Origin of the sequence: Alkalimonas collagenimarina (genome assembly GCF_030717845.1) — a bacterium.
GTDB classification, from domain to species: Bacteria; Pseudomonadota; Gammaproteobacteria; order Enterobacterales; family Alteromonadaceae; genus Alkalimonas; species Alkalimonas collagenimarina.
The window spans coordinates 94,096-119,908 of sequence record NZ_JAUZVZ010000013.1 but is presented as its reverse complement, the minus strand read 5'-3'; the positions used below and the strand labels follow the sequence as shown (position 1 = coordinate 119,908).

Here is a 25,813-nt window from a genome sequence, read left to right as displayed (position 1 = left end):
ACACGGGCGACAAAAACGCGCCAGCGGGTTTGGCGTCCCAGCGGCCGCAGGCCGCGAATGATGCGTATTGTTAGTTTTCAACTATAAAAACCAAGCTTAATAATTTCTATGCCTATCAAATAAAACGGAAATCCTGACAACATCCAAAACCAAGACTCCTTTTTAGTAATAAAAGTCTTGAAGGATATATTCTGTTGCTGGTTAGAGAATGCGTCAAAGGAAGGAAATTTAATCTTAGTTATAGGTACACAAACGTGAAAAATAGCAAAAAACATCGCCAAAGAAGTCATTATAAAAAACAGTGTGACATATAAAATCTTGTAATAAAGCGGCTGAATAGACACATAAGGCAACGATAACTTAACTATACCTGCAATAAATACGAAGTATGCAAAAGCCTGAAAAGTATCTTTTACTAAATCCTTATTTGTAATAAATGAGCGTAAAAAAATATTCATGACATCCTCAAAAAAACTAACATTATATTCATGCGCCAGCTCGAAAACTCATTTTCACATATTCGGAACATAACTTGGTAAGTTATTATTTAACCTTGCTTTGTGAAAACAAGTTCCGATTGTGGTGCCGACAAAACGAGCTGGCTTGTTTTGTCGGGATGTGATTCTTACTTTGTCGATTTCTACCTAACTAAGCCACTAAACTAAAAGACTTTTTAATAGATAGCAAGTTGCAATGTGTGCAAAGTGAGCTGCTTTTTTACTCAGATGTAAGAGAAGTCAAGATTTGACCGTGTAGAAATACAGTTTTAGGCGAAGCCGGTTTATTCATTCGATATGCTGTTCGATTTTTTACCAATGGTTTTCAATAACAGAGAACCGTCGTTTTCGTGGAAATCAGCACGGATCAATATCACTCAACCACACTGAGCCTATCTCCCAATCACCCTGATAAGCGTGTTAATCAACATGCACCTATTGTTATAAATATTGTTGACGTGAGGGGGTGGGTATTTATAATGTTCGCATAATTTTATTAACAGGATGGTTGTAATGCTGGGATGGCAGTTAATCAACCGTAAGGCCATAGCCGTTAGCTTAGGGCTGCTAATGTTGATGGTCGCAACCAATGTGGAGGCAGGTGTGTTTGGTTGGTTAAAAAGAACAGAAATTCAGTGGTCGCCAGAGATACGTGGCGTTCTCTTCAATCATGGGGAGCCTGTTACTAATAGAGAAGTTAAGCGCAGGTTATATTATGAAGGTAAAGAGCGCTACGATAGCGTGACCACCGATGCAAACGGTCATTTTTACTTTCCCCGTAAAACACTTAAGGTTCGTCGTGTCTTATTTGATGTAAGCGTAGCACTGGAACTTTATGTTGTTGACTCTCCGAATGCTGGTGACGAGGATATAATTTTTGACGTTAGCTTCCTGAATGATCTGAACTACCAAAGTCTTGATTTAGTGGCGTCTGATATCCGTTGTGAACTGACTGCTGAAGCAAAAGTAGATGAACTAAAGAACCTTGAAATTCCTGGTGACTCTGCACCAAATATTCGTTCTAAGTGCACTTTTGCTCACGCGAATATAGCCCTGTACTCAGATGAAGAAATTGAGCAACAACGGTTAGAGCTTGAACGGATCATAGATAATCAAGAAGGATTTTAACATGCAGAAGACACTCCCACCCAAAGCTGCCGCCTGGCTTGCTTATGCCCCATATGATGCTGAAAAGGTAAGAGCAGGGCAGGCTTTTATACCGAAAAACAAATCTGTAACAGACCATTTCGATTTCAGCCAAACCGGTGGCGTAGTACATGGCGCCTCTGGCAGCATAATTTCCACATTATTTAACCGCACCACTGGCTTTGCTGTTGTAGGCAAGGGCAAAGGCCGCTTTAGCGGCGATGTCGCTTTGGGTATTCGTGGCACCAAAATGCTCAGTAGCCGGGATTGGTTTAGTAATCTGAATACCGGTATCGGCATAGCCGATAATCAAAGCCGGGTGCATGCTGGTTTTCAGAAGGTGTTTAACAGCGCTGACACAACTTTTAAAACGGATCACCATGGCGTATCGGACAAAACTGCTAAGTATCATTTCCCCAATCTTCAACATTGTTAATTAGTGCGCAGTTGATGTTGTCTTTAATGTTGATATATAGTTTTAACTATTTATAATGCTCGCGTAATTTTATTAACAGGGTGGTTGTAATGCTGGGATGGCAGTTAATCAACCGTAAGGCCATAGCCGTTAGCTTAGGGCTGCTATTGTTGATGGTCGCAACCAATGTGGAGGCAGGTGTGTTTGGTTGGTTAAAAAGAACAGAAGTTCAGTGGTCACCGGAGATTAGAGGTGTGATTACTGAGCATGGCAAGCCGGTTGCTGGTTTAAAAGTGACCCGCACGCTTGATTACGATAACAAAGTTGTTAATGACCATGTAGTCACTGATCACGAAGGGCGCTTTTCGTTTGCACGAAAAACCAAAAAAATACACAGAGTGCTTTTTGATTCCACCATTGGTTTATTCCTATCGGTTGCAGATTATCCTACACCAGGTCAGGAATTGTATTTCTTTGATATTCGTTCATTAAATGATCTGAATGGACAAGCTTTAGACCTAATCATGTCGGATATGCATTGCGAACTGACAGCCGAAGAGAAAAATTTCAGCCTGAAAAATCTCGAAACACCTGAGGGAGTAGCACCTTGGCTTAGTGCCAGGTGTACCTTTACACATGCCAGCACAGCGCTGTATTCAGATGATGAGCTTGAGTTGCAGCGACAAGAGCGTGAACATGAATTAGACGAACAAGAACGGCTTGAGCAAGCGCGAATCCGAAATGAACAAGGAAAGTAATTTATGTTGACACTAACTCCAACAATTGCAGTCAGGCTTGCACAAGAGCCATATGAAGCAAGGAAGATCGCTTCAGGGCGAGGCTATACCGTTAAATCTGATGTTTTGTCGGATAATTTTGACTTCACTGGCTCAGGGGTAATCCATGCTGTGTCTGGCAGCATAATTTCCACATTATTTAACCGCACCTCTGGCTTTGTTGTTGTTGGCAAAGGCAAAGGCCGTTTTACCGGTGATGTCGCTTTGGGTATTCGTGGCACCAAAATGCTCAGTGGCCGGGATTGGTTTAGTAATCTGAATGCGGGTATCGGCATCGCCGATAACCAAAGCCGGGTGCACTCTGGTTTTCAGAAGGTGTTTAACAGCATGCGGCCTGCGTTGGAGCGGCAGCTGGCTCCCTTATTACGCAACAATAGCAAAGGGCTTGTGCACTGCGCTGGCCATAGTCTGGGTGGTGGGCTTGCACATCTGGCTGCTATTTGGATTAAACAGCATTTTGGCAATCGGGTGGCGCTGTATACCTTTGGTGCGCCACGGGTTGGTCTGAATGACTTTGCCCTTAAATCAACCGGCAGCATCGATAAAATTTATCGTTGTGTGCATGGAGATGACCCTGTACCTATGGTGCCGGTCTGGCCGTTTTTTCATGCCCCGCTAAATGGCAGTAGTGTGTTGCTTACCTCGGCAACCGGTATTAATCCTTTTTCTCACTCCATGATGACTAACCCTGGCTATGTCACCACTGCTCGCGGCCAATGGGAAGACTTGCAGCGCCGTGGTGATACCATTAAAGCCGTGCGCTTAACCTACGAACGGCGTTTTGAATGCAGTTTTAGCAACCATTGGCAGGAAAAACTGATGCATGCATTGATCACCCTGCTGCGGGATGCTGGTGTGTTAGCTGGCGTATCGGCGCAAGTTTTTAGCAGCGGTATCATGACATTTTATGATCATCTGGCCGCCACCGTTGAGAAAGTTGTTCTAATGTCACCACAACTTGAAGCGCAGGTAATGGGCTTACTTGGCCATATGTTGGTATTTGCCGGTAAGCTTGCCGTCACTGTAACCGAGCTGAGTGCACGCTTTATTCGCTGGGTATTTAAGGTCACGTTGGAAGCGATGTACAGTACGGCCCGCCGCGCTGTAGACATGCTGAATTAATAGGTATGCGGGCGGTAGGTAAAGCTGAAAACTTTAATCTGTGCGCATTTTTCCGGATGTATGAGATGTGCCCTCAAATGATGGGGGCTTTTTTTAAAAGGTGTATGTACGTTGGCAGCGGTAATCAGTAAAAAAGAAGCAATAGCTTTGTTGAAACATTGGCAAAATCAGGGGCATTCTTTGCTTCCATTGTTTCGGGTTCAAAAAGGTACTCGTGGTACTCTGGTGATCACCTTACCTGATTATGTCAGCAACCAATGGCTGACAGTAAAAGGAAATTATTCCAGTTACGAAATGGCGATGGCCGCTTTCGGTCAATGGCTTGATGGCTTTATAAGCCCACAAGATGTAGTTTGCTGTGAAAGTGTGACGGAGTGAAGCGTCAGTTTCACTTAATGCACTGCAACCGCTGGTGCCACGTTTTTAAAGCCGCTAGCAACTGCACAACCTTTTCTTGCAACTTCGGATCCTGCAGGTTGCCATCGGTATCAAAGTTGTCATTAAAGGCACTGGCAAATAGCTCGGGCTTAGTCATTACCTGCAAATCGAGAAATACACAGACTTGTCGCAAGTGGTATTGCGCACGCGATGTACCCATGCCTCCGCCAGCTCCCATGATGGCAACGGGTTTGCCTGCCAGCAAGTAGTTATCCGGTTCACGAGAGGCCCAGTCAAGCGCGTTTTTTAACGCCGGGGCTATGGAGTAATTGTATTCTGTACAAGCCAGCAATAAGGCATCAGCCTGAGCAAATTCGCGCAGTAAATGCTCCACTGCAGCTGGTTTTTCTGCAATATCTGCATTGTAGAACGGCACATCCAATAAATCGGCGATGTGAATTTTCATTTCATCGGGCGCGTGAGCTTGCGCATGCAGCAACAAGCCCCGATTGGTCGATTTTGATCGTAAGCTGCCGCATAATCCTAGTACTTGTATCGTCATGACTGCTCTCTTTTTAGCCTCAGTGCTTTAAGCCTAGATGCTGGTAAGGGATAGAGCAAATAGGCTTACAGTAAAAAGCGCTGGGTTTTCAAAGTCTAATACTATTTTTTGCTTTTTTGTAGTAATGACATAAGCTTGAACCATCAAATGCTATCAGATGGAACGCTATGCGCCGACTGGTGATGTGCTTAACCTTATTGCTATGGTCTGCTTCTTGGCCGATAGCATCGGGTGAAACGGTTGAGCCTGTCAAGCTGGTGGTGGGCGTTTATCATAACCCACCAAAGCTCCGCGCGGCTGACGATGGTTCTCCTTCAGGCATGTTGGGTGATTTATTGGTTGAAATCGCCAGACGGGAAGGATGGGTGTTGCAGGCGGTATCGTGCGACTGGGCTTATTGCTTAGATTTCCTGCAGGCCGGTATCATTGACTTACTGCCCGATGTTGCATTTACGGAGCAACGCTCACGTGATTTAGCCTTTCATCAAACACCTGCGTTATACAGTTGGTCGCAATTCTACAGTCGCTCTGGTGTGCCAGTGCATGAGCTTGCAGATCTGGCTGGCATGCGTATTGCGGTGTTAGCCGACTCGGTGCAGTACGAGTTTTTGCAACAACAATTTCATCAACATCAGGTTGAAGTCGAGTTACTGCTGACGGACTCCATTGCTGAAGGCTTTGCTCTGGTGTATGCCGGCAGTGCTCAACTGGTGGCTGCGAACCATTATTTTGGTCAACAACAAGCCAAGCAATATCAGTTGCAGCAAAGTCAGTTTTTGTTTCAACCAACTCAGCTTTTTTATGCCACCTTACCCAATCAGCACCAACAAATACTGCAGCGCATCGATGCTTATCTTGTTGAATGGCAACAGCAGCCAGACTCACCCTACTACCAAATTCTTCAACGCTGGAGTGGGACTCAAGTTGAGACAAATCGTTTGGCTCGATCCTATTGGACGCTGCTCGCGATTAGCGGCGTGTTACTGCTTATCTTTGGGGGAGGAGCTTTAGTGTTTCGCTGGCAGGTGGCAGAAAAAACCCGACACTTGCAAGCCAGCGAAGATCGGCTTAACACCATTCTAAACAGTGTAGATGCTTATATTTATATCAAGGATATGCAGCTTTGCTATCGCTATGTGAATAAGAAGGTAGCAGAACTATTTAAAAGCCAGATCCCGGATGTGACCGGCCACAACGATTATGCCTACTTCGACCACGCTACGGCTAAAAAGCTACAGTACCACGATCGTCAAATTCTGGAGCAAGGCATCCGCGAGGTTCGGGAAGAGGAAAACACCATCAGTGATGGCGGAGTAACTCGTACTTTTTTGAGTGTGAAGTTGCCACTACGCAAGCCAAATGGTGAGATTTATGCGCTCTGTGGTATTTCTACCGATATTACCGAGCACAAACAACAGCAGGAAGCGATTCATCAGCTGGCTTTTTATGATGCCTTGACTCAGCTACCCAACCGGCGTTTGTTGTTGGATCGTTTGCAGCATGCGTTCGATTTGTTTCAGCGGCAGCAACAACAAGGTGCTTTGTTGTTTATGGATCTCGATCATTTTAAAGATTTGAATGATACGCTGGGTCACGCCGTTGGCGATGAGTTGCTGATTGAGGTGGCGCAGCGTTTACAAGGTTGTGTCAGAAAGTGTGACACACTGGCGCGCTTGGGGGGTGATGAGTTTGTATTGCTGCTGCAAGAGTTGCCGGGTAGTGTGGAGCGGGCCTGTCAACGTGTACAAGTCATTGCTGAAAAAGTACTGCAGTGCCTGCATGAGCCTTTTCTCCTGCAGCAGCATGTCCATCAGATTTCTGCCAGTATTGGCATTGCAATGTTGTCGGATGGGGACGATTGTGATGAGCTGATGAAACGGGCTGATATGGCGATGTATGACGCGAAAAGCCGGGGGCGCAATCGTTTAAGGTTTTTTAATCAAAGCATGCAGGTGGAAGTGACCCAGCGAACCACCCTGACCAATCGTCTGCGACAAGGCCTGGAACGGAAAGAGTTCTTTCTGCATTTTCAGCCACAATTTGATGAACGCGATCAAGTGCTAGGCGCCGAAGTACTCCTTCGCTGGCACCATCCAGAGCATGGAAATTACCCGCCGGCTGAGTTTATTCCTGTCGCTGAAACCACAGGGTTAATCTTACCTTTAGGGCGTTGGGTGCTGGAAAAAAGCTGTCAACAACTGGCCGAGTGGGCACACGATCCTGAGAAGCAACATTGGCAGCTAGCGGTGAATATTAGCCCAAGACAACTGCATGATGGTCATTTTGTTGATGAAGTACAGGACATCTTGCAGCAAACCGGCGCACCAGCCAGCCAGTTGATGCTTGAAATCACGGAAAGCCAATTGCTGGAAGATATTGACGAGGCAGTGAGCCAGATCACTCGTTTGGCTGCGATGGGGATTTCCTTTGCTCTGGATGACTTTGGTACCGGTTACTCCTCACTGCAATATTTGAAAAACCTGCCGTTACAGCAATTAAAAATAGATGCTTCATTTGTGCGTGATATTTTGGATGATAGCAGCGATAAAGCCATCATAAAAACCATTCTGGCTCTGGGCGATAGCCTTGAACTGGATGTGATTGCTGAAGGGGTAGAAACCCACGAGCAATATCGAACCTTATACCATATGGGCTGCCGGCAGTTTCAGGGCTATCTGTTAGGCCAGCCAGGGCCGGTGGAGGACCTCCCTGCATAGTTATTTACCACCTTGCTCTACCCAAGATAAAGCGAGACTGTATTTTTATAGAGACGCTTGAATTTATCAGTGTAACCGGTTACAGTTAATTTTATCGAAGCATACCCACTGTGGCATGCGTCATTAAATAATTAAAATTAAAGGACATTCGATGAAAGCAACGACTCGGATCCAATTATCCAGCATGATGTTCCTCGAGTTTTTTATCTGGGGAGCCTGGTTTGTTACTTTAGGGACATTTTTAGCGCAGCATTTTTCCGCTTCAGGCTCTCAGATGGGGCTTGCTTTTGAAACGCAATCTATTGGTGCCATTATTGCTCCTTTTATTATTGGCCTGATAGCGGACAGATACTTTTCGGCGCAAAAAATTCTTGGTTTTATGCATTTGACTGGAGCCGCTTTATTATTTTTTGTAGCAACGACCAATAGCTTTGCAGCATTTTATCCATTGGTACTTATATACATGCTGTTGTATATGCCAACCTTGGCGCTGGTGAATACTATCGCCTTTAAGCAATTGAAAGATAACCCGGAGAAGTTTGCCCAAATCCGTGTATTCGGGACTGTCGGTTGGATTATTGCTGGGGTACTGATTGGTTACTTCGGTTGGGAATCAAGTCGGCAGTTGCAGAATACATTTTTACTGGCCTCATTCGCATCTGCTTTGCTTGGTGTTTTAAGCTTCTTTCTGCCAAACACGCCACCTTCAGCCAAACAAGATGGCGCTGGTTTACGACATATGATTGGACTGGATGCGTTAGGCATGCTGCGTGATAAAACCTATTTGGTATTTTTTATCACCTCAGTGCTGATTTGTATTCCACTTGCATTTTATTATCAGAATACCAACTTGTTTTTAAATGATATTGGTATGGCGGGTGCTGCCGCAACGATGTCCTTAGGGCAAGTATCTGAAATTCTGTTTATGCTTATGCTGCCGCTTTTTTTGAAACGATTTGGTATCAAAATTACCTTACTGATCGGCATTTTGGCATGGGTTATCCGTTATGTGTTGTTTGCCTATGGGGATACAGGCGATCAAATCTGGATGTTATTTGTCGGTATTCTGTTGCATGGTATTTGCTATGACTTTTTCTTTGTAACCGGGCAAATTTATACTGAGAAAAAAGCCGGCTTGAAAAATAAAGCGGCTGCTCAAGGCTTGATTACCTTAGCGACCTATGGTGTTGGCATGTTGATTGGCTTCAGGCTGGCTGGCTGGATCACGGATACCTATACCTCGGCAGGAAGCTATCAGTGGGAGCAGATTTGGCTGATCCCTGCCGGCTTTGCGGTGGTGGTTTTGCTACTTTTTATTGTTTTGTTTCGTGAGAAGCAAGCGACTGCCAGTGAGTAGTTGGCAGCGTTGTAGAACTATTTGCAGTATATGTATTTTGTAACCGGTTACATTTGGGTGGGTTTGCGATGGGTAAGGAGCTGAGAATGGCAAGAAAAATCAGGATGGGGATGGTCGGTGGAGGGGAGGGATCCTTTATTGCCAGTATTCACCGCATGGCAGCACGGCTGGATGACAGCATTGAATTGGTCGCCGGTTGTTTTAGCCGACAGCATCCGAAATCTATTCAAATGGGGCAACAGTTGGGGCTGGAAAGTGCACGCTGTTACGCCAGCTATGAGCAAATGTTTGAAGCTGAAGCCGCATTACCAGCCGATAAGCGGATTGAATTTGTCAGTATCGTGACTCCGAACCATATGCATTTCCCAGTGGCTAAAGCGGCATTACTTGCTGGCTTTAATGTGTTAAGTGATAAGCCTGCTACCACTTCACTTGAGCAGGCGATTGCACTTCAACAACTGGTGCAACAGCAGCAATTACATTATGGGTTAACACATACCTACGCAGCCTATCCGCTGGTTCGACAGGCCCGACAGATGATTGCTCAAGGGAAGCTAGGTACCGTTCGACGTATCAGTGTCAGCTATCCTCAAGGGTGGTTGGCAGACTCAGCAGATACTCAGGCTAGTGCGCAAGCATCCTGGCGGACAGATCCGGAGCGTTCGGGGGAGAGTGGCTGTTTTGCTGATATTGGCACCCACGCATTCCATTTATTGGAGTACGTATCAGGTTTGCAGGTGATGGAGATTGCCGCTGATCTGGTGACTCAGGTTAAAGACCGATTACTGGATGATGATGGTGCTGCCATGTTGCGTTTAACGAATGGTGCCCGTGCAACATTGATGGCGAGTCAGGCTTGTACCGGCCTTGGCAATAACTTACAAATTAGCATCTATGGCGATCGGGCTTCACTCTATTGGCAACAGGAACAGCCGAATCAATTATGGTTGCAACGTCGAGGAGAGCCGCAACAGTTATGGACTGCGGGCGCCGATTGCGACTATCTGGACGTCGCTGTACGAGATCTATGCCGCACGCCGGCTGGTCATCCGGAGGGCTATATTGAAGCCTTTGCTAACTTATACCGTGATTTTGCACTGCTAGTAAGAAATGGTGAGCAACTGGATGATGGCTTATCTATTGATGCCGCTGTGCGTGGCATGGCATTTATTCGGGCTGCTTTACTGAGTAGTCAAAACAATGCCAGCTGGGTCAGTGTGGACCCCTTGGCCTTGCAGAAGCAAATTGATTGATTTTGTATTACGTATTTTGGAGCTTACATGTCATCTACTGAAATAAAGGGGCCAGCTGTCTTTCTGGCACAGTTTATCCCGTCAGATAACTCAGTTAACCTTGAACAGATGTTAAAGTGGGCGGCTGGTCACGGTTATGCTGGCGTACAGATCCCAACCTGGGACAAGCGACTGTTTGATTTACAGCAGGCGGCAGCAAGCCAAGCATATTGTGATGAAGTTCGCGCCATGTGTGCTCGCTATGGTTTGGAAATCACTGAATTATCCACTCACTTACAAGGACAGCTCATTGCCGTGCATCCTGCATACAATGCGATGTATCAGGGCTTTGCTCCGGTAGGTGTAGACACCGTTGAACAAAAGCAACAATGGGCTACAGAGCAGCTATTTTTAGCAGCCCAGGCTTCACAGCGACTTGGTTTGACAGCACATGCCACCTTTTCTGGCGCTTTACTCTGGCATACGGTCTATCCATGGCCGCAACGGCCTGAAGGCTTAGTTGAGCAAGGTTTTGCTGAGCTGGCGAAGCGTTGGTTGCCGATTCTGGATGCTTTTGACACTGCGGGTGTCGATCTATGTTATGAACTGCACCCCGGTGAAGATTTGCATGACGGCTTGAGTTTTGAACGTTTTTTACAGGCGGTTCAGCAACATCCACGTGCTTGCATCTTGTATGATCCCAGTCACTTTGTCTTGCAACAGCTGGACTATCTGCAGTTTATTGACTTTTATCATCAGCGGATCAGAGCATTTCATGTCAAAGATGCGGAGTTTCGCCCTTCAGGTAAAGCCGGTGTATACGGCGGTTTTGCTTCCTGGCAAGAGCGACCTGGCCGTTTTCGCTCCCTTGGTGATGGCCAAATTGACTTCAAAGCCGTGTTTAGTAAGTTAACGCAATATGGTTTTAATGGCTGGGCTGTTCTTGAATGGGAATGTTGTTTAAAACATCCCGAGCAAGGGGCTGCTGAAGGAGCACCTTTTATTCGCCGTCATTTGATTAAGCAGGCTGAACATGCGTTTGATGATTTTGCTGGCTCAGGTGCGGATACTGAACGAAATAGAAAAATTCTGGGTTTGAGTTAATGTGATTAGCTGTTGCTATGACCATTTTACTTGATACTGTTCTTGCTGAATTGGTGTAAGCTAGCAGAAAGAAAATCGAAGGAAAAGAGTTGTTATGAGCACCATACGAATGGTTTCGAAACTGGCTGGAGTGTCTACGGCAACGGTTTCCCGGGCTTTGAAAAACCCAGAGCTGGTTGCAACTGAAACACGACAGAAAGTGATGGAAGCGGTGCGGCAATCTGGTTATCGGCCCAATCAGTTAGCAAAAAATTTCAGCTCTGGTCGCTCATACAATGTGGTGGTGTTAGTACCCAATGTAGCGAACCCTTTTTTTTCCCGAGTGATACGAGGTATTGAGCAAGAAGCACAAACGAAAGGCTATGCTATTTTGCTAGGTGACACGCAAGGCTGCATTGAGCGAGAGCAAGAGTATGCTCGCATGGGGCTGACGAGCCAGGCTGATGGGCTTATTCAATTGGATCGGCGTTTTCCTTTTTCTGATGATGATAAAGCTTTAGCGGCAGCGGTGCCTTTCGTCAATGCGTGTGAACGGATCAGTTCGGATGCAACCTATCCAGTGGTCGAGTTGGATAACCGTGGTGCAGCCAGAGCAATGGGTCAGTATTTACTCCACTGTGGCCATAAAGACATAGCAGTGATTACCGGCCCCCCAGACAGTCCAATAGTTCGGGATCGTTTGTCTGGTATGCAGGATGCGTTGCTTGCTGCCGGGCTGGGGTTGACAGCAGAGCGTATTGTACAAGGTGACTTTTCAATGAGGTCTGGTTTTGCTGCAGCAGAGCAACTATTGCAGCAGAATAGTTTGCCTGATGCGATTTTCTCGATGAATGATGAAATGGCGATAGGGGCAATGGCAGCCTTGAAAGCTCAAGATGTGCGTATTCCTGATGATATCTCAGTCGCTGGTTTTGATAATATTGAATTTTCTGCTTACACCAATCCGGCCCTAACGACCATTGATCAACCGGCCGAGGCGATTGGCCGGCAGGCTATGCGAGCATTATATCAATTGATGCACCAGCTGCCATTGCCTCAGTCACATCTGGTGTTACCGTATGAGTTAATCATTCGTGATAGCACCCAGCAGAAAGTTCACTCGTAGTCTGGTCCGATCAACTGCATCAGGGCTTGACATTTAATAATGGAGTCACTAAGGTTTATGTAACCGGTTACAGTGTTTATTTAAACAACAAATGACAATAAAAGCTTAGGAGAATATATGTTTTTTAAAAGTACAGGGTCTGCCGTGCTATGTTGCCTGGCTTTACTACTGCAGGGGTGTAATTACACAGATTCGGATACTGCGAATCATTCAGCCAATGAGTGGCAGTGGTTGTTTGATGGCAGTTCAATGGATGCCTGGATGCAAGCCGATGGCAGTGCGCTTCGGGCACCATGGGAGATTGTTGATGGTGCCTTAGTCCTTACGGCTGGCGGCGGCGGGGATATTTTGACCCGTGACAGCTTTGGAGACTTTGAGCTGGAGCTGGAGTGGCAGATCTCTCATGGTGGCAACAGCGGAATTTTCTATCGAGTGCATAGTGATATTCGTCCAGTTTGGTTTAGTGGGCCCGAGTATCAACTGCTCGATGATGCCAATTACCCGGCGCACCCTGATCCAATTCAACAAAGTGCCTCAGTTTTTGATCTATATCCACCACAACAAAGTGTAGCCAAGCCGGCGGGTGAATGGAACCAAACCCGTATTCGTATTAAAAATCAACAGGTAGAGCACTGGTTAAATGGGATTAAAGTGGTGAGTTTTACCCTGGGATCCGATGATTGGAATCAACGTGTCGCCAACAGTAAATTTAGCGATCTTGAGTTATTTGGTCGTTTGCCTGAAGGCCGGATCGCGCTGCAGGATCATGATGATGTGGTGAAATTTCGTGCTATTCGTATTCGCCCGCTGTAAGGTGACTTTTAGCGCTAACTGAAGGAGGCAGCATGGGATTTTCTGGCATTGGTATTTGGCAATTGTTGATTGTTCTGGTGATTGTTATGCTGCTTTTCGGCACGAAAAAGTTACGTAGCTTTGGGCGCGATGCCGGTGGAGCATTGCAAGATCTTCGTCACAGCTTGCAGCAGTCTAGCGAATTGCCGACAGAAGCAGAGCAAAAGGTTAAGGACGAAGTATGAACCGACGTCAATTTTTGGAGTTAAGCGCAGCCTTGGCTGGTGCAACGGCATTAAGCTGCAAAAGTGGCTGGGTATTGGCAGGCCAGGCATCTGGTAGACCATCTATTTCATTGGCGCAGTGGTCATTGCATCGCACCTTGCGCTCGGGGCAATTAAGTACGTTGAACTTTCCTGCAGCTACGAAAGATTGGTTTGGTATCCAGGCTGTTGAGTATGTGAACCAGTTTTTTGCCGATAAAGCTGGTGACTCGCATTTCTTCGCCCAGTTAAAGCTCAGAGCCGATGATGTTGGGGTGCGTAATTTATTAATTATGATCGATGGCGAGGGCGATCTTGCCGCTACTGATACAAAGTTACAACAACAAGCGATAGAAAATCATTATCCTTGGGTTGAGGCTGCTAATGCGTTAGGTTGCCACTCAATCAGGGTGAGTATTGGTGATTCAGGAACCGAAAAAAACGCTGCAAAACAAGCTGCTGTGATTGGTTTAAATAAACTGGCTGAATTTGCACACGATTTCAACATTCAAATTATTGTTGAAAATCATATGGGCCACTCAATGGATGCTGAGTGGCTAGCGGCTGTTTTAAAGCAGAGTGGTCGTACAGATGTAGGCAGTTTGCCTGATTTTGGTAATTTTTCCGGGGATTTATATCAAGGGACTGAGTTGCTGATGCCATTTGCCAAAGGTATTAGTGCAAAAACCTTTGATTTTGATGCCAATGGCCGGGAAACTAGCATGAATTATCGTCGTTTGCTGGAAATTATTCATAAATCCGGCTATCAAGGCTACATCGGGATCGAGTATGAAGGGGACGATCCGGATGAAGTGACCGGGATCAGACGCAGTCAGCATTTATTAGAAAACATGATTAAGCAGGTATGGGTAACAAGCTAGCCGGTCATTATTTTACCTTTGACTGTAACCGGTTACAGTGCTGGAGCAATACCCGAATAATAAAAAAGACAATGATACAGGAGGAGTGCCATGTCAGTAATGCAGGCGGATACACAAGAATACGACGTTATTATTGTCGGTTCAGGGGCTGGTGGTGGAATGTCAGCTTATGTGCTTACTATTGCAGGACTTAAAGTCCTGATGTTGGAAGCAGGTCGCGATTACGACCCGGTAAAAGAAACACCAATGTTTAACTGGCCCAAAGATGCGCCCTTGCGTGATGCTGGTACACCGGATAGACCCTTTGGCTTTTATAATGCCACTGTGGATGGTGGCTGGCAGGTACCAGGTGAGCCCTATAGTCAGGCCAGCTCTGATCCAAAACAACAATTTAGTTGGTGGCGTGCACGGATGATGGGGGGCCGGACCAACCACTGGGGGCGTATTTCATTACGAAATGGCCCCTATGACTTTAAACCATACAGTCGGGATGGTTTGGGCTTTGATTGGCCGGTTAGTTATGAAGATATAGCCCCTTACTACGATAAAACAGAAATGCTGGTGGGAGTGTATGGCGAGACCGGGCATAACTTAGAAAATACGCCGGACTCGCCAGCTGGGATTTTACAGCCGCCGCCAAAGCCTAGAGCTTACGAGTTGCTGGCAAAAAAAGCCTGCAACGAAATGGATATTCCGGTGATCCCCGGCCATCTGGCGATTTTGACGAAGCGACAGGACCATAAAGTCTTACCAAAAAAGCTTTTTCCAAATAATCCACTAGGCCAGAAAGTGACTGCAGATTCTATGCAAGCCAGAGCAGCCTGCTTTTGGGCAACCCATTGTGGTCGGGGGTGCTCGATCAAAGCGGCGTTCCAGTCAACCACCGTTCTGATCCCGCCTGCATTGGCCACCGGCAATCTGAATATTATTAGCAATGCCATGGTACGTGAAGTCACTCTTAATGCTGCAGGGAAAGCAGATGGAGTGATTTACATTGATAAAACCAGCCGGCAGGAACGAAAAGTGAAAGGGCGTGCTGTGGTGGTTGCCGCCAGCGCGGCAGAAACTTCACGGATTTTCCTGAACTCTCGCAGCAGCTTGTTTCCTGATGGCATTGCCAATAGTTCCGGGTTGGTGGGCAAATATTTGATGGATTCAGTGGGAGGTGGTGTCACTGGTCAGATCCCGGCGCTGGAAGGCTTGCCTCCGATGAATGAAGATGGCTCCTCCGGCCATCACTTGTATCAGCCCTGGTGGCTGTATAAGGAGCAAAAAGCGGGCAAGCTGAATTTTGCTAAGGGGTATCATATTGAAATGAGTGGTGGTCGAACCATGCCTGGAGCCGGCGTATTTGGTGGCTTGGAATCATTCACTGATGGGGCTTATGGCAAAGACTATAAAGACGCTTGCCGGCGATACTATGGCACTTTTGTTCACTTTGCTGGCCGGGGATCGATGATCCCAAATGAGGATAGCTTTTGCGAAATTGATTCAGATCGGGTTGACCAATGGGGGATCCCTATCCTGAAGTTTCATTGGAAGTGGTCTGATCATGAAACCAATATGGTGGCACACATGCACAAAACCTTTGCTGAAATCATTGAGCAAATGGGCGGTAAGGTAACCAGCACAATTCACTCGGATGGCAGCAAAGCGATCAGTAACGGTGGCTCCATCATTCATGAAATTGGTGGCACCATTATGGGGGCTGATCGTGGTAAGTCAGTTCTAAATCAATACTGCCAAAGTTGGGATGTACCGAATCTTTTTGTAACTGATGGTGCACCTTTTCCTTCAAAAGCTGATAAAAATCCAACTTTGACCATTATGGCGCTGGCTTGGCGTACCAGCGATTACATCGTGGAACAGTTCAAGCAGAGGGCTATTTAACATGAGTAATTCAACGACTAATCTGCACCGTCGTCAGACCTTGAAACTGCTGGGAGCTGCGGCCGCTTCGGCACCATTACTTGGCTTTTCTGCCAGCTCTGCTGCGGTGCAGGCAAAAACCAAAGGTGCGGAGGTTATCTTTAGTCCGACCGATCCGGATTTGTTAAATCCGGTGGTGCACTGGTCAATGAAATTAACCCAACAAGAGCTGGAAGAGCTGGCGGTCCTTGTGGATGTGATTATTCCTGCTGACGATCAATCTCCAGCTGCCAGTAGCCTTGGGGCTCCTGGTTTTATCAATGAGTGGGTCAGTGCACCGTATCCGCAGCAAGAACGTGATTTGGTGCTGGTGCGTGGCGGCATTGTGTGGTTGAACGCGGAAGCCAGGAAACGTTTCAATCAGTCATTTCGACAGCTAAATGCAATGCAGCGCGAACAGATTTGCGATGATATTTGCCTGGAATCCAGAGCCAAACCTGAGCATCGTTATGGTGCTCGTTTCTTTGCCAAAGTGCGGGATTTGGCTGCCACCGCTTTTTATACCACCACTGAAGGTATGGCTGATATTGGCTACATCGGAAACCGCCCTATGCAGACTTTCGAGGGCCCATCAGATGAGGTACTGCGAATGCTGAAACTCAAATCATAAAGCGCCTGCCGGCGCAACATTATGAGCTTCTGTAAAGAAGCTCTGCTCATCATACGACAACAGGGTTCGGGCTGCGTTTAGGCGGTTAGAGGAACTATTGCTCAGAACTTAACAAACTATAAAAAGAGAGCAAATTATGTGCAACAAGACGAGGAAAAACAGTAGTAAATTGTATAGTCGTAAAACCCGGGTGGCGACTCTGGTTTCATCGATACTTTGGTTCAGTGCTTCGGCATCTATGGCAGTGTTTGCGGATACCGGGTCTCCAGATAAAGAAGCGAATCACGACGACGTGGAAGTCATTGAAGTGCGGGGGATTCGGGCTAGTATGGCGGAAAACATGCTGCTCAAGAGATACTCCAGTGCTGTTGTCGATGTGATCACGGCTGAGGATATCGGTAAGTTTCCTGATAAAAACGTCGCGGACTCGTTGCAACGAGTGCCGGGTGTGGTGATCCAGCGAAGTGGTGGTGAGGGCTCCACCGTTAGTATTCGTGGTTTGTCATCCGATTTAACTTTTACTCAGTTAAACGGTAATTTCATTGCATCGTCGCCGGGCGAGCCATCGCGTTCCTTTGACTATGGTTTATTGCCATCGGCAATGATCCAGCGGGTTGAGGTCTTCAAGTCACCTGAAGCACGCCTTGACGCCGGAGGGGTGGGCGGGACCGTGCTGCTGCATAGCCGTAAGCCTCTGGAAATGGCTGCAGGTTCCGGAGTGCTTAATCTGGAGAGTACCTATGCTGATGTGACTGACAAGCATGAGCCGCAGTTTACCGGTGTGTATTCCTGGAAAAATGAGGCTGAATCTTTTGGGGTGCTGGTTGGCTTTACCCGGCAGCATCGAACCAACCGCACCTTATCCGGTGGTACCAACTCGAATATCTGGCGCTGGAATGGTGAAGAAGACGCAATTGATGTGGATGGGAATCCGGTTGATAACGACAATGGCTGGGGAGCTGTCAACGATGCATTCGGCAACCGTTATCAAGGCTATTGGTTTCCTCAGGTTGCACGCACAGCTGTGACTAATGAGAGTCGCGAACGAGACGGCTTTCAGTTATCGAGCCAATGGCGCCCGACCGAGCGCACTGAGTTTGGTTTTAATTACTTTGGTTTTCGGCTAGGGCAAGATCGCACTTTATCCGTGGTCGATATTCCGGAGTGGTCACTTAACCCTAACTTTTTGACCAATGTGACTGTGGATGACTCTGGTACCATTATCACCGGCATGGATTACACCGTTGGGGCTGGCGGTGTTCAGAATGATATGCAATTCCCGTGGATGCGTGGCACCTATGTTCGGGAAAAGTCGACCTCCGACACCTTTGATTTTAATTACAACTATTACGGTGATCGTTTCACCCTTCGTTTTGTGGCTGGTAATACCAAAGCCAAAGGTGGACCGACCGAAAGTTGGGAGGCCGCTTATAAAAGCTCCAACTGGGGTGAGGGCGAAGATAGTATTGTGAATGCTGCTCAATATGCCGGTTGGTCACTCGGTGATCGGGTTAGTATGTACATGGACCCAAATACATTAACGAATATGCTAAATGGCATGGGAGGTGGACGAGACCCCGGTTCATCCAGCTCCAGTTTTGTGCGCAGTACCTTGCAAGAGCGCTACGCTCAGGTAGATCTCGATGTTGATGTTGATTGGGGGATATTTCATACGGTACGAACCGGTCTGAAGCTACGCGATGCTGAACTACACCGAGAGACAGGCAATAATTTCTTTCTAGATCCTGATTTTGATATCGAGGGAGCATTGGCTAGTGGCCGAGGCATTGATGTGTTCGATAGTTATCAATGGAATGATGGCATGCCTCTGGCAAAAGATGTATTTAAAACTCAAGGGGAAGGAAATATTGCTGGTGGGTTCAATATCAATCTGATGCCGGTCATTGATTGGGATAAGTATCGCGATATTATTCTGGCTAACTACCAACTTTACACCCGGATTGAAGATAACTTTGTCTACGATATTGAAGAAAAAACAACAGCGGCTTACCTACAGGGTGATTTTGAGTTTAGTGCCTTTCGCGGCAATATGGGGTTGCGCCTAGTTCGTACCAAGACCGTAGGCTCCTCTACGGATTTGTACACCTACTTTCTTGATCATACTGATGATGAAACCGGTGAGCCAGTCACGGGTGATGATCGTTTTATAGAACAATGGGATTTAATCACGCAGGTGAATACCGATACCTATGCTCTGCCCAGCCTGAACCTGGTGTGGGATGCATCGGATGATCTGGTGGTGCGTGGGGCTTTGGCGCGAGTGATGTCCCGTCCGGGTTACAATTCTATGGGCAGTCAGGAGCGGATTACATTTATCTCCGATGAATGGGCCAAGGATCGTGCTGAATTTAATGAATTACCGGGCTTTCGGGGCAGTGGCGGCAATAAAAACTTAAAGCCCTTTTTATCCACCCAGGCTGATTTATCGATTGAGTACTACTACGACACCGGTTCGGCTCTGGGGATGGCGCTGTTTTATAAAGATGTCGATAACTTTGTTGTGCCTCTGATCATCGACTCAACACGAGACTTCGCCGGTATGCCAGGCATCGTCGAAGAGGGACAAATTACCATCAGCCCCTACAGCACTGTCGGTAATGGCAGTAACGCTAAATCCAGAGGTGTTGAGCTCTTCATGCAGCACAGTTTTGACAGCGGCTTTGGTGTGTATGCCAATTACACTTACAACAGCACCAATAAAGCAGATGTCAATGTGGAAGGTGAAAAGTTTGGTGAGTCACCTCTGGTTGGTAGCGCCAAATATCAATACAACCTGTCTGCTTATTATGAAACCGATGATTACAGTGTGCGTGCATCTTATAACAAGCGCGGGCAGACCGTTCTTGGCATCAATAGTGGCTTGAATGTGTACCAGGATCCTTATGCTCAGATTGATGTGAATGGCTCCTATAGCTTGTCGGAAAACTTTATTCTAAATGCGTCAGTGATCAACCTGACCCGCTCTGAGTCGACCTCCCGCTTGGGGAGTGATACCCAGGCAAGGTTACTCAATACCAGTTACAGCGGGCGACGTTTTTACGCAGGATTTACCTACAACTTTTAATCCATCAAGCCTGCTGATAGGGCAGGCAAGTTGTGAACTGACAAGCTTAGAAGGCAGACATTATTATGAAAACAATACAACAAACAAAGTTAGCACTTTCCATTGCTGTCATCCTCGGAGCATTAACCGGTTGTGATGCTGGAGATGACCCGGATGTTCAGGACGCTCCAACACCGGTATCCACTTCAGTGGCCTTATCGGGTCAATTTATCAAAGGCACTTTAAGCGGGGCCGAGCTGAGTATCCAGTCGTTGAGTGGAACCACACATCAGATTTCGGGCAGTTTGATCTCTGATCAGCACGGGATGGTGTCAGCAACACTCAACAGTGCGCCAGGTTATGCATTTAATGGTTTATATCGTGCTAGTGCCCGTGTCACCGATGACAGCCAGATGATTTGTGATGCTGTGATCTGTGGCGATATTCCTCTTAGTGGAGATGTTGACGCTGCACTGTTGGGGGCGGTTGAACTGCATAGCTTAATGTGGTTACGGGCACCGCTTGGCAGTACCGGGAGTGGGGATACATCGTTTCAAATCAATGCTCTGACCCACTTGGCGACGGTACTGGTTGAGGCGGCTATGGCTGAAGGTCGCAATATCTCCGCGCTGGCAACATTTGAGCCTGCTCAGCAAGAGTTTTCTACTTTGTTGCTGCGGATCCTGGGGGTTGATGTCAGTGGTGTCAATTTATTTGAGTTACCACTGGTCAGTGCTGAGTCACTGCATGCGTTATCAGAGCTATCACCACTGCAACAGCGACTGACTTTGGTCAATGCGGCTTTTGCTGGCTTTGCTGCTGATAGCACCCTGGCGGACACTATGCTACAAGCAAAAGAGTGGATTCAGGCTGCGTCAACTGGTGACGTTGAAGCGGCTAGCTCGTTGCGTCAGCAATTAGTAGGCGCTTTACAGGCCCATCCGGTATTGGATGAGCTGGGTCTGACAGCTGAAGCTATTATTGATGTTGACTTATCTTTGGAGCAATCGGCAGGTAGTACAGGCCCCATTAGGGCATATACTGGAACCGACTCGATGCAAGGGGCCGTTATTACTGGCCGGGGTGCTATTAGCGAAGCTGAGAGTGAGCAAAGTGCCTTTGATGGCTCACAGGATACCAAGTGGCTGGATGACACTGGGATTCCATCCGAGGAAGAGCCAAGTTGGATCCAGGTGCAGTTTCAAGATCCTGTCGCGGTCAGTGTGCTGGCAATAACCAGTGCGAATGATGCGCCGGACCGTGACCCAGAGAACTTTAGCCTCTTAGCATCTCATGATGGTGAGCACTGGTTTACGCTCGGAGACTGGGCAGGTGCTGCTTTTGATGAGCGGTTTGAAACGAAAAACTTCAGTGTTATGAATAGCCTGCCATTTCAGTACTACCGTCTTAACATCAGTAAAAACCGTGGTGATAGCAGTTTGCTGCAATTGGCTGAAATTGAGTTTTTTGGTCCGGTTTACCCGGATACTCGCCATGTGCCTGCTCAAATCAGTGCCCGTGGCGCTATCGGTGATGCAGAAGCGGCCGATATGGCATTTGATGGTGACATCAATACCAAGTGGTTGGATAACACGGCGATCCCAACGGTGGATGAGCCTTCATGGGTCCAGGTGGATTACGCTGAGCCTGTAGCGGTTGCTAACTTGGCTTTGACCAGTGCAAATGATGCCCCGGATCGTGATCCGGAAAACTTTAGTTTATTAGCGTCAAATGATGGAGGAGCTAGCTGGACTCTGTTAGCCGAATGGGCCGGAGAGTCTTTTGATGATCGCTTTCAGCGACGGATTTTTCCGGTTGGCAATGGGTTGGCGTTTAGCTCATACCGGCTGAATATCAGTAAAAACAAGGGGGATACCAGCTTGATGCAAGTGGCTGAAATCGAGCTGCTTGGTCCTGAGGTCCCAGCGTTAAATCATGGTCTTGCCTATAGTGAGATCCGAGAACGGGGAGCCATTAGTGCTGGCGAAGCGGGTGCTTTTTCTTTTGATGGTGACCCTCAATCCAAGTGGTTGGATAATACCGCCATTCCAACGGCGGAGGAGCCATCCTGGGTAGAAATTGAACTGCCAGAGCCTCAGGCAGTGACCATGCTAGGCTTGCTCAGTGCTAACGATGCACCGGATCGCGATCCAGAAAACTTTAGCCTTCAGGCCTCACATGATGGTTCAGAGTGGTTCACCTTGGGTCACTGGGCAGGCGTCTCTTTTGAGCAACGCTTTGAAAGGCAAGTCTTTCCACTCTCTAACTTGCTCGGTTTTCAGCATTACCGACTGAATATCACCAAGAATAAAGGCGATACCAGCTTAATGCAAGTGGCGGAAGTAGAGCTAATCGGGCCGCAGTATCAAGCGGTTAATCACAGCCTGATGCCTGGTATTAGCATCACAGAGCGGGCTCGTATCAGTGATTCAGAGGCAGGGGCTATGGCGTTTGATAATAATGCAGCAACCAAGTGGCTCGATAATGCGGGCGTGCCGACTGCGGAAGAACCTGCCTGGGTGGAAGTGGTTCTGCCTGAACCTGTGGTGGTAAGCAGCCTGGCGGTGACCAGTGCCAATGATGCACCGAGCAGGGATCCTGAAAATTTCCGCTTGTTAGGCTCACAGGATGGCAGCCAATGGACCCTATTAGGTGACTGGGCGGGTGAATCATTTGACCAGCGCTTTCAGCGTCGGGAGTTCCCATTGTTAAATGGCCGCAGTTTTAGTCATTATCGGATTGAAATCAGCAAGAATAAAGGCGATGACAGTCTGATGCAGGTGGCAAACTTTGAGCTGATAGGCCTCTAGGCATAACTGTTAACGGGCGGGGCAAGCCGGTGCTTTGCCCCCGCCGTTGGAGACAAAAAATGCACATACACTATTTTTGTTTGAAGTACTTCGTTTGTGTGGCTGCTATTGCTTTATTGGGCTCTTTACCGGTACAGGCTGCTGGGAACCCTGAAGCAGGCCAGCAAAAGTCGGCAGTCTGTAGTGCCTGCCATGGTGCGGATGGCAACAGCCCTGTTCCTACTATGTACCCGTCACTGGCTGGTCAGCCGCTAGATGATTTAAAGCAGGCACTATTTGCCTATCGGGAGGGAAGCCGGCAAGGAGGGATGGCTGCTTTGATGACACCGATGGCGCAAGAGTTAACGGATGAAGACATCGCGGATCTGGCTGCTTTTTTCAGTCAGCAATCGAGGAGCTGACTGATGGATAGTTTTCGTCAGGCATCTACAGGAGGTCTGCATGAGGCTTGCTGATAACCCGCCACTATTTGCAGGAATCGATGCTGGTGGTAGTCATTGTCGGGTGCGGCTGGAAAATGCGGTCGGCGATGAATTGGCAACCGCGAAAAGTGGTCCGTCCAACCTGGGGTTGGGGCCGCAGCGAGTGCAGCAAGAAATCATGCTGGCTTTGCAAACGGCAATACAGCTGGCCGGTTTGCAACCTGACGATATAAACCGGCTGCATGTGGCAGCCGGTATGGCTGGCGCACATTTACCAGAGTTAAGGCAGCAAGCGCTGAACTGGTCGCTTCCTTTTGCCAGTTGGCAATTGACCACGGATTTACATACCGCTTGCCTGGGAGCACATGCAGGCCAAGATGGCGCTGTGATTATTCTTGGCACCGGCTTTAGTGCTATCGCACTTCGGCAAGGTCAGGAGCATTTGATTGGAGGCTATGGCTTTCCGGTCAATGCCACCTGTAGTGGTGCTGGCTTGGGGCTGGAAGCCGTGAAAGCAGTCTTGCTGGCTCTGGATGAGGTGGGGCCTGCAACCCAGTTAAGTGAACGGTTGCATGATGATTTGGGGTGTTCTGGTTATTTGCTGGCAGAGAAGCTGTTGAGTGCCACACCAGAACTATACGCTCGTTTGGCGCCGTTGGTCTTTGCCGCCGCCGATGAACAAGATGAAGTCGCCTGCGCTATTTTGAGGCAAGGCGCTGCGTTTATTGAGCTGGTTGTCACTCGCTTACTGCAAGATGGCTCATTGCCGCTGTGCTTATTGGGCGGAGTTGCCGGGTCTATCACTCCCTGGTTGTCTGCTCAGACTCGTCAGGCTCTGGTGTCACCAGCAGCTTCAGCGCAGCAAGGGGCTATCTGGCTGGCTCGTCGAGAATACCCGCAGCACCGTATGGAGAGAATGGGATGAGATGGTACTTAGCTATACTGGTGTGGTTTTATTCATGCCAATCTGTGCAGGCAAGTTCATTGTCTTTTACACTACAACAAGCACTGGATTGGTCAGAAAAACAAGCGGTCTCTGAATTACATGTCAGAGCCAGTGAACCTCTGGCCCCGCGCAGTATCCCGGAGCAGGGACAGCTGTGGCCTGAGCTAGACCCGAGGCTGCAAGTATTGATCGCACCAGATGGTATGGATAACCTGGCATTTGAACAGCCACAGTCAGAGATGAATTACTATCTGTTTCGTCATTGGAGCAGTATTGACGTACTCAATTGGTTTGCTGGCACGGCGGATAACACAGTGAATCTGCCCGCCGCGTCCTGGGTTGATGTGGCGCATCGCAATGGCGTAAAAGTGATTGGTTCGGTGTTTTTTGCGCCAACCGCGTGGGGAGGGCAGCCTGAGCGCTTGGCCGCAGCCCTGCAGCAAGACGAGCAAGGTGGTTTTCCATTGGCTGATAAACTGCTGGCGATGGCCACTTTTTATGGCTTTGATGGTTGGTTGATGAATCAAGAGACCGATTTATCGGCTTTGCCTGAGCAGGAAGCCCGGCACATAGCCAGTCAGATGCAGCAATTTATGGCGTACCTAATGCAACAGCGCCCTGAGGGCATGGAAATTCACTGGTACGATGCCATGCTAACCTCGGGAGCGGTTCGCTGGCAAAATGAATACAACAACCGACTGGCCGACTTTCTCCGGCCCGAGCAAGACTTACTGGCTGATGCGGTGTTTTTAAATTATTTTTGGAAGGCAGGCCAGCCACAGCGCAGTCATCAACTGGCCCGACAGCATGGTGTTGACCCGTTTAGGATTTTTACCGGAGCTGATCTCTGGCCCGGTCGAAACGATCAGCCTGCTTTTCGTGATACTCGCTGGCTATCGGCTTTATTCCAGCCTGATAGCACTCAGGCCTGGACATCACTGGCGTTGTTTGGGGTTAATTTCACGTACCGGTTTGATGGCGATGAGCGTCAGGCTGCTTTTCATCAGTTCAGTCAGAACCCGGCAGAGGTTCAGCAGTTTTATCAGACCGAGCAACGCCTGTTTGCCGGTGATAGCCTGAATGCCGCTGGTGAGGGCAATGAGGTAGGTTGGGCAGGCTTGCAGCGTTATATTCCGGCCCGGACAGTAAGCCATTCGTTGCCTTTTTATACCAGCTTCAACACCGGGCATGGCAACTATCTGTTTGATCAGGGCGAGCGCCTGGCGGGAGGCTGGCATGATATTCGTCAGCAAGATCGGTTACCGAGCTGGCAATTTGCGGTGCTTGGTGCAGGTGAAGCAGAAATCCACTATGATTTTGAGCATGCTTGGCAGGGAGGCAGTTCATTGCAATTACAGGCTGATACCCGTCAAGGCAGTGTAGTGGTGCCACTGTATCTGACTGAGTTACTGCTGACTGGTGAGCCACAATTAACTGCAGTAAGCCGGCAACCAGCAGGTGCTATCGGCTTGCAGCTGTGGCTTGAGCTGGATGATGGCAGCACCCTTCATTACGAATTGCCAACTGGTCATGAGCATTGGCAGCAACAGCGCTTTCCATTGGCTGATTATGTAGGCCAGACAATTCAGCGTATTGGCATTTACTTACCCGAAGGGATCTCAGATTATAAAGCCTGGCTGGGTCAACTGGCGATTGAGTGATGG

Annotated in this window: 22 protein-coding genes; 20 read left to right on the top strand and 2 right to left on the bottom strand. The window is 47.9% G+C overall.

Features of this window, described 5'->3' with window-relative positions; translation table 11 throughout:
• Positions 1-77 precede the first annotated feature (77 nt).
• The gene (locus Q3O60_RS10825) at positions 78-458 is read right to left on the bottom strand and encodes a hypothetical protein (RefSeq protein WP_305893949.1); all 381 of its coding nucleotides are present in this window, start codon (positions 456-458) and stop codon (positions 78-80) included.
• Between the two features lie 552 nt (positions 459-1,010).
• Here Q3O60_RS10825 and Q3O60_RS10820 point away from each other — a divergent pair.
• From Q3O60_RS10820 to Q3O60_RS10800, 5 genes are all read left to right on the top strand, one after another.
• Positions 1,011-1,625 (top strand): DUF6795 domain-containing protein, encoded by a 615-nt coding sequence (locus tag Q3O60_RS10820; RefSeq protein WP_305893948.1) that lies wholly within the window; start codon positions 1,011-1,013, stop codon positions 1,623-1,625.
• 1 nt (position 1,626) lies between these two features.
• Entirely contained in the window at positions 1,627-2,079 is a 453-nt protein-coding gene (locus Q3O60_RS10815) for an alpha/beta hydrolase family protein (RefSeq protein ID WP_305893947.1), read from the top strand.
• A gap of 179 nt (positions 2,080-2,258) precedes the next feature.
• On the top strand, positions 2,259-2,816 hold the full coding sequence (locus Q3O60_RS10810; RefSeq protein WP_305893946.1) for a DUF6795 domain-containing protein: 558 nt from the start codon (positions 2,259-2,261) through the stop codon (positions 2,814-2,816).
• Between the two features lie 3 nt (positions 2,817-2,819).
• Positions 2,820-3,977: a lipase family protein gene (locus Q3O60_RS10805; RefSeq protein ID WP_305893945.1), complete on the top strand. Its 1,158-nt coding sequence runs from the start codon at positions 2,820-2,822 to the stop codon at positions 3,975-3,977.
• Between the two features lie 111 nt (positions 3,978-4,088).
• The gene (locus tag Q3O60_RS10800; protein ID WP_305893944.1) at positions 4,089-4,355 is read left to right on the top strand and encodes a hypothetical protein; all 267 of its coding nucleotides are present in this window, start codon (positions 4,089-4,091) and stop codon (positions 4,353-4,355) included.
• Positions 4,356-4,365: 10 nt separating this feature from the next.
• Here the strand turns inward: Q3O60_RS10800 and Q3O60_RS10795 are convergent, their stop codons facing one another.
• The gene (locus tag Q3O60_RS10795) at positions 4,366-4,917 is read right to left on the bottom strand and encodes an NADPH-dependent FMN reductase (RefSeq protein WP_305893943.1); all 552 of its coding nucleotides are present in this window, start codon (positions 4,915-4,917) and stop codon (positions 4,366-4,368) included.
• Positions 4,918-5,084: 167 nt separating this feature from the next.
• Here Q3O60_RS10795 and Q3O60_RS10790 point away from each other — a divergent pair, with 167 nt between their 5' ends.
• The 15 genes from Q3O60_RS10790 (at position 5,085) to Q3O60_RS10720 (ending at position 25,810) form a co-directional block, all read left to right on the top strand.
• A complete protein-coding gene (locus tag Q3O60_RS10790) occupies positions 5,085-7,634 on the top strand; it encodes an EAL domain-containing protein (RefSeq protein WP_305893942.1) in 2,550 nt (849 codons plus the stop codon).
• A gap of 151 nt (positions 7,635-7,785) precedes the next feature.
• Positions 7,786-8,991 (top strand): nucleoside permease, encoded by a 1,206-nt coding sequence (locus Q3O60_RS10785; RefSeq protein WP_305893941.1) that lies wholly within the window; start codon positions 7,786-7,788, stop codon positions 8,989-8,991.
• Between the two features lie 86 nt (positions 8,992-9,077).
• Complete coding sequence (locus Q3O60_RS10780) at positions 9,078-10,244, top strand: Gfo/Idh/MocA family protein (protein WP_305893940.1); 1,167 nt, start codon at positions 9,078-9,080, stop codon at positions 10,242-10,244.
• Positions 10,245-10,271: 27 nt separating this feature from the next.
• On the top strand, positions 10,272-11,327 hold the full coding sequence (locus Q3O60_RS10775) for a sugar phosphate isomerase/epimerase family protein (RefSeq protein ID WP_305893939.1): 1,056 nt from the start codon (positions 10,272-10,274) through the stop codon (positions 11,325-11,327).
• 94 nt (positions 11,328-11,421) lie between these two features.
• Entirely contained in the window at positions 11,422-12,432 is a 1,011-nt protein-coding gene (locus Q3O60_RS10770; protein WP_305893938.1) for a LacI family DNA-binding transcriptional regulator, read from the top strand.
• 117 nt (positions 12,433-12,549) lie between these two features.
• Positions 12,550-13,245 (top strand): 3-keto-disaccharide hydrolase, encoded by a 696-nt coding sequence (locus Q3O60_RS10765; RefSeq protein WP_305893937.1) that lies wholly within the window; start codon positions 12,550-12,552, stop codon positions 13,243-13,245.
• Between the two features lie 32 nt (positions 13,246-13,277).
• On the top strand, positions 13,278-13,469 hold the full coding sequence (gene tatA / locus Q3O60_RS10760; RefSeq protein ID WP_305893936.1) for a twin-arginine translocase TatA/TatE family subunit: 192 nt from the start codon (positions 13,278-13,280) through the stop codon (positions 13,467-13,469).
• Positions 13,466-14,368: a sugar phosphate isomerase/epimerase family protein gene (locus Q3O60_RS10755; RefSeq protein WP_305893935.1), complete on the top strand. Its 903-nt coding sequence runs from the start codon at positions 13,466-13,468 to the stop codon at positions 14,366-14,368. Before tatA ends, Q3O60_RS10755 begins: the two co-directional genes overlap by 4 nt.
• Before the next feature lie 90 nt (positions 14,369-14,458).
• On the top strand, positions 14,459-16,258 hold the full coding sequence (locus Q3O60_RS10750; protein ID WP_305893934.1) for a GMC oxidoreductase: 1,800 nt from the start codon (positions 14,459-14,461) through the stop codon (positions 16,256-16,258).
• 1 nt (position 16,259) lies between these two features.
• The gene (locus Q3O60_RS10745; protein ID WP_305893933.1) at positions 16,260-16,907 is read left to right on the top strand and encodes a gluconate 2-dehydrogenase subunit 3 family protein; all 648 of its coding nucleotides are present in this window, start codon (positions 16,260-16,262) and stop codon (positions 16,905-16,907) included.
• A gap of 136 nt (positions 16,908-17,043) precedes the next feature.
• Positions 17,044-19,992, top strand: coding sequence for a TonB-dependent receptor (locus Q3O60_RS10740; RefSeq protein ID WP_305893932.1), 2,949 nt, complete (start codon positions 17,044-17,046; stop codon positions 19,990-19,992).
• 65 nt (positions 19,993-20,057) lie between these two features.
• Positions 20,058-22,781: a discoidin domain-containing protein gene (locus tag Q3O60_RS10735; protein WP_305893931.1), complete on the top strand. Its 2,724-nt coding sequence runs from the start codon at positions 20,058-20,060 to the stop codon at positions 22,779-22,781.
• Between the two features lie 59 nt (positions 22,782-22,840).
• Positions 22,841-23,182 (top strand): c-type cytochrome, encoded by a 342-nt coding sequence (locus Q3O60_RS10730; protein WP_305893930.1) that lies wholly within the window; start codon positions 22,841-22,843, stop codon positions 23,180-23,182.
• Between the two features lie 40 nt (positions 23,183-23,222).
• Positions 23,223-24,128, top strand: coding sequence for a glucosamine kinase nucleotide-binding domain-containing protein (locus Q3O60_RS10725; protein ID WP_305893929.1), 906 nt, complete (start codon positions 23,223-23,225; stop codon positions 24,126-24,128).
• Complete coding sequence (locus Q3O60_RS10720; RefSeq protein ID WP_305893928.1) at positions 24,125-25,810, top strand: endo-beta-N-acetylglucosaminidase; 1,686 nt, start codon at positions 24,125-24,127, stop codon at positions 25,808-25,810. Before Q3O60_RS10725 ends, Q3O60_RS10720 begins: the two co-directional genes overlap by 4 nt.
• Positions 25,811-25,813: the final 3 nt, after the last annotated feature.

Coding starts and splice junctions, on each gene's coding strand:
- Q3O60_RS10735 (WP_305893931.1), top strand. CDS start 20,058: ATGAAAACAATACAACAAACAAAGTTAGCACTTTCCATTGCTGTCATC.
- Q3O60_RS10785 (WP_305893941.1), top strand. CDS start 7,786: ATGAAAGCAACGACTCGGATCCAATTATCCAGCATGATGTTCCTCGAG.
- tatA (WP_305893936.1), top strand. CDS start 13,278: ATGGGATTTTCTGGCATTGGTATTTGGCAATTGTTGATTGTTCTGGTG.
- Q3O60_RS10770 (WP_305893938.1), top strand. CDS start 11,422: ATGAGCACCATACGAATGGTTTCGAAACTGGCTGGAGTGTCTACGGCA.
- Q3O60_RS10775 (WP_305893939.1), top strand. CDS start 10,272: ATGTCATCTACTGAAATAAAGGGGCCAGCTGTCTTTCTGGCACAGTTT.
- Q3O60_RS10725 (WP_305893929.1), top strand. CDS start 23,223: ATGAGGCTTGCTGATAACCCGCCACTATTTGCAGGAATCGATGCTGGT.
- Q3O60_RS10750 (WP_305893934.1), top strand. CDS start 14,459: ATGTCAGTAATGCAGGCGGATACACAAGAATACGACGTTATTATTGTC.
- Q3O60_RS10755 (WP_305893935.1), top strand. CDS start 13,466: ATGAACCGACGTCAATTTTTGGAGTTAAGCGCAGCCTTGGCTGGTGCA.
- Q3O60_RS10765 (WP_305893937.1), top strand. CDS start 12,550: ATGTTTTTTAAAAGTACAGGGTCTGCCGTGCTATGTTGCCTGGCTTTA.
- Q3O60_RS10825 (WP_305893949.1), bottom strand. CDS start 458: ATGAATATTTTTTTACGCTCATTTATTACAAATAAGGATTTAGTAAAA.
- Q3O60_RS10740 (WP_305893932.1), top strand. CDS start 17,044: ATGTGCAACAAGACGAGGAAAAACAGTAGTAAATTGTATAGTCGTAAA.
- Q3O60_RS10720 (WP_305893928.1), top strand. CDS start 24,125: ATGAGATGGTACTTAGCTATACTGGTGTGGTTTTATTCATGCCAATCT.
- Q3O60_RS10805 (WP_305893945.1), top strand. CDS start 2,820: ATGTTGACACTAACTCCAACAATTGCAGTCAGGCTTGCACAAGAGCCA.
- Q3O60_RS10820 (WP_305893948.1), top strand. CDS start 1,011: ATGCTGGGATGGCAGTTAATCAACCGTAAGGCCATAGCCGTTAGCTTA.
- Q3O60_RS10780 (WP_305893940.1), top strand. CDS start 9,078: ATGGCAAGAAAAATCAGGATGGGGATGGTCGGTGGAGGGGAGGGATCC.
- Q3O60_RS10790 (WP_305893942.1), top strand. CDS start 5,085: ATGCGCCGACTGGTGATGTGCTTAACCTTATTGCTATGGTCTGCTTCT.
- Q3O60_RS10745 (WP_305893933.1), top strand. CDS start 16,260: ATGAGTAATTCAACGACTAATCTGCACCGTCGTCAGACCTTGAAACTG.
- Q3O60_RS10815 (WP_305893947.1), top strand. CDS start 1,627: ATGCAGAAGACACTCCCACCCAAAGCTGCCGCCTGGCTTGCTTATGCC.
- Q3O60_RS10795 (WP_305893943.1), bottom strand. CDS start 4,917: ATGACGATACAAGTACTAGGATTATGCGGCAGCTTACGATCAAAATCG.
- Q3O60_RS10730 (WP_305893930.1), top strand. CDS start 22,841: ATGCACATACACTATTTTTGTTTGAAGTACTTCGTTTGTGTGGCTGCT.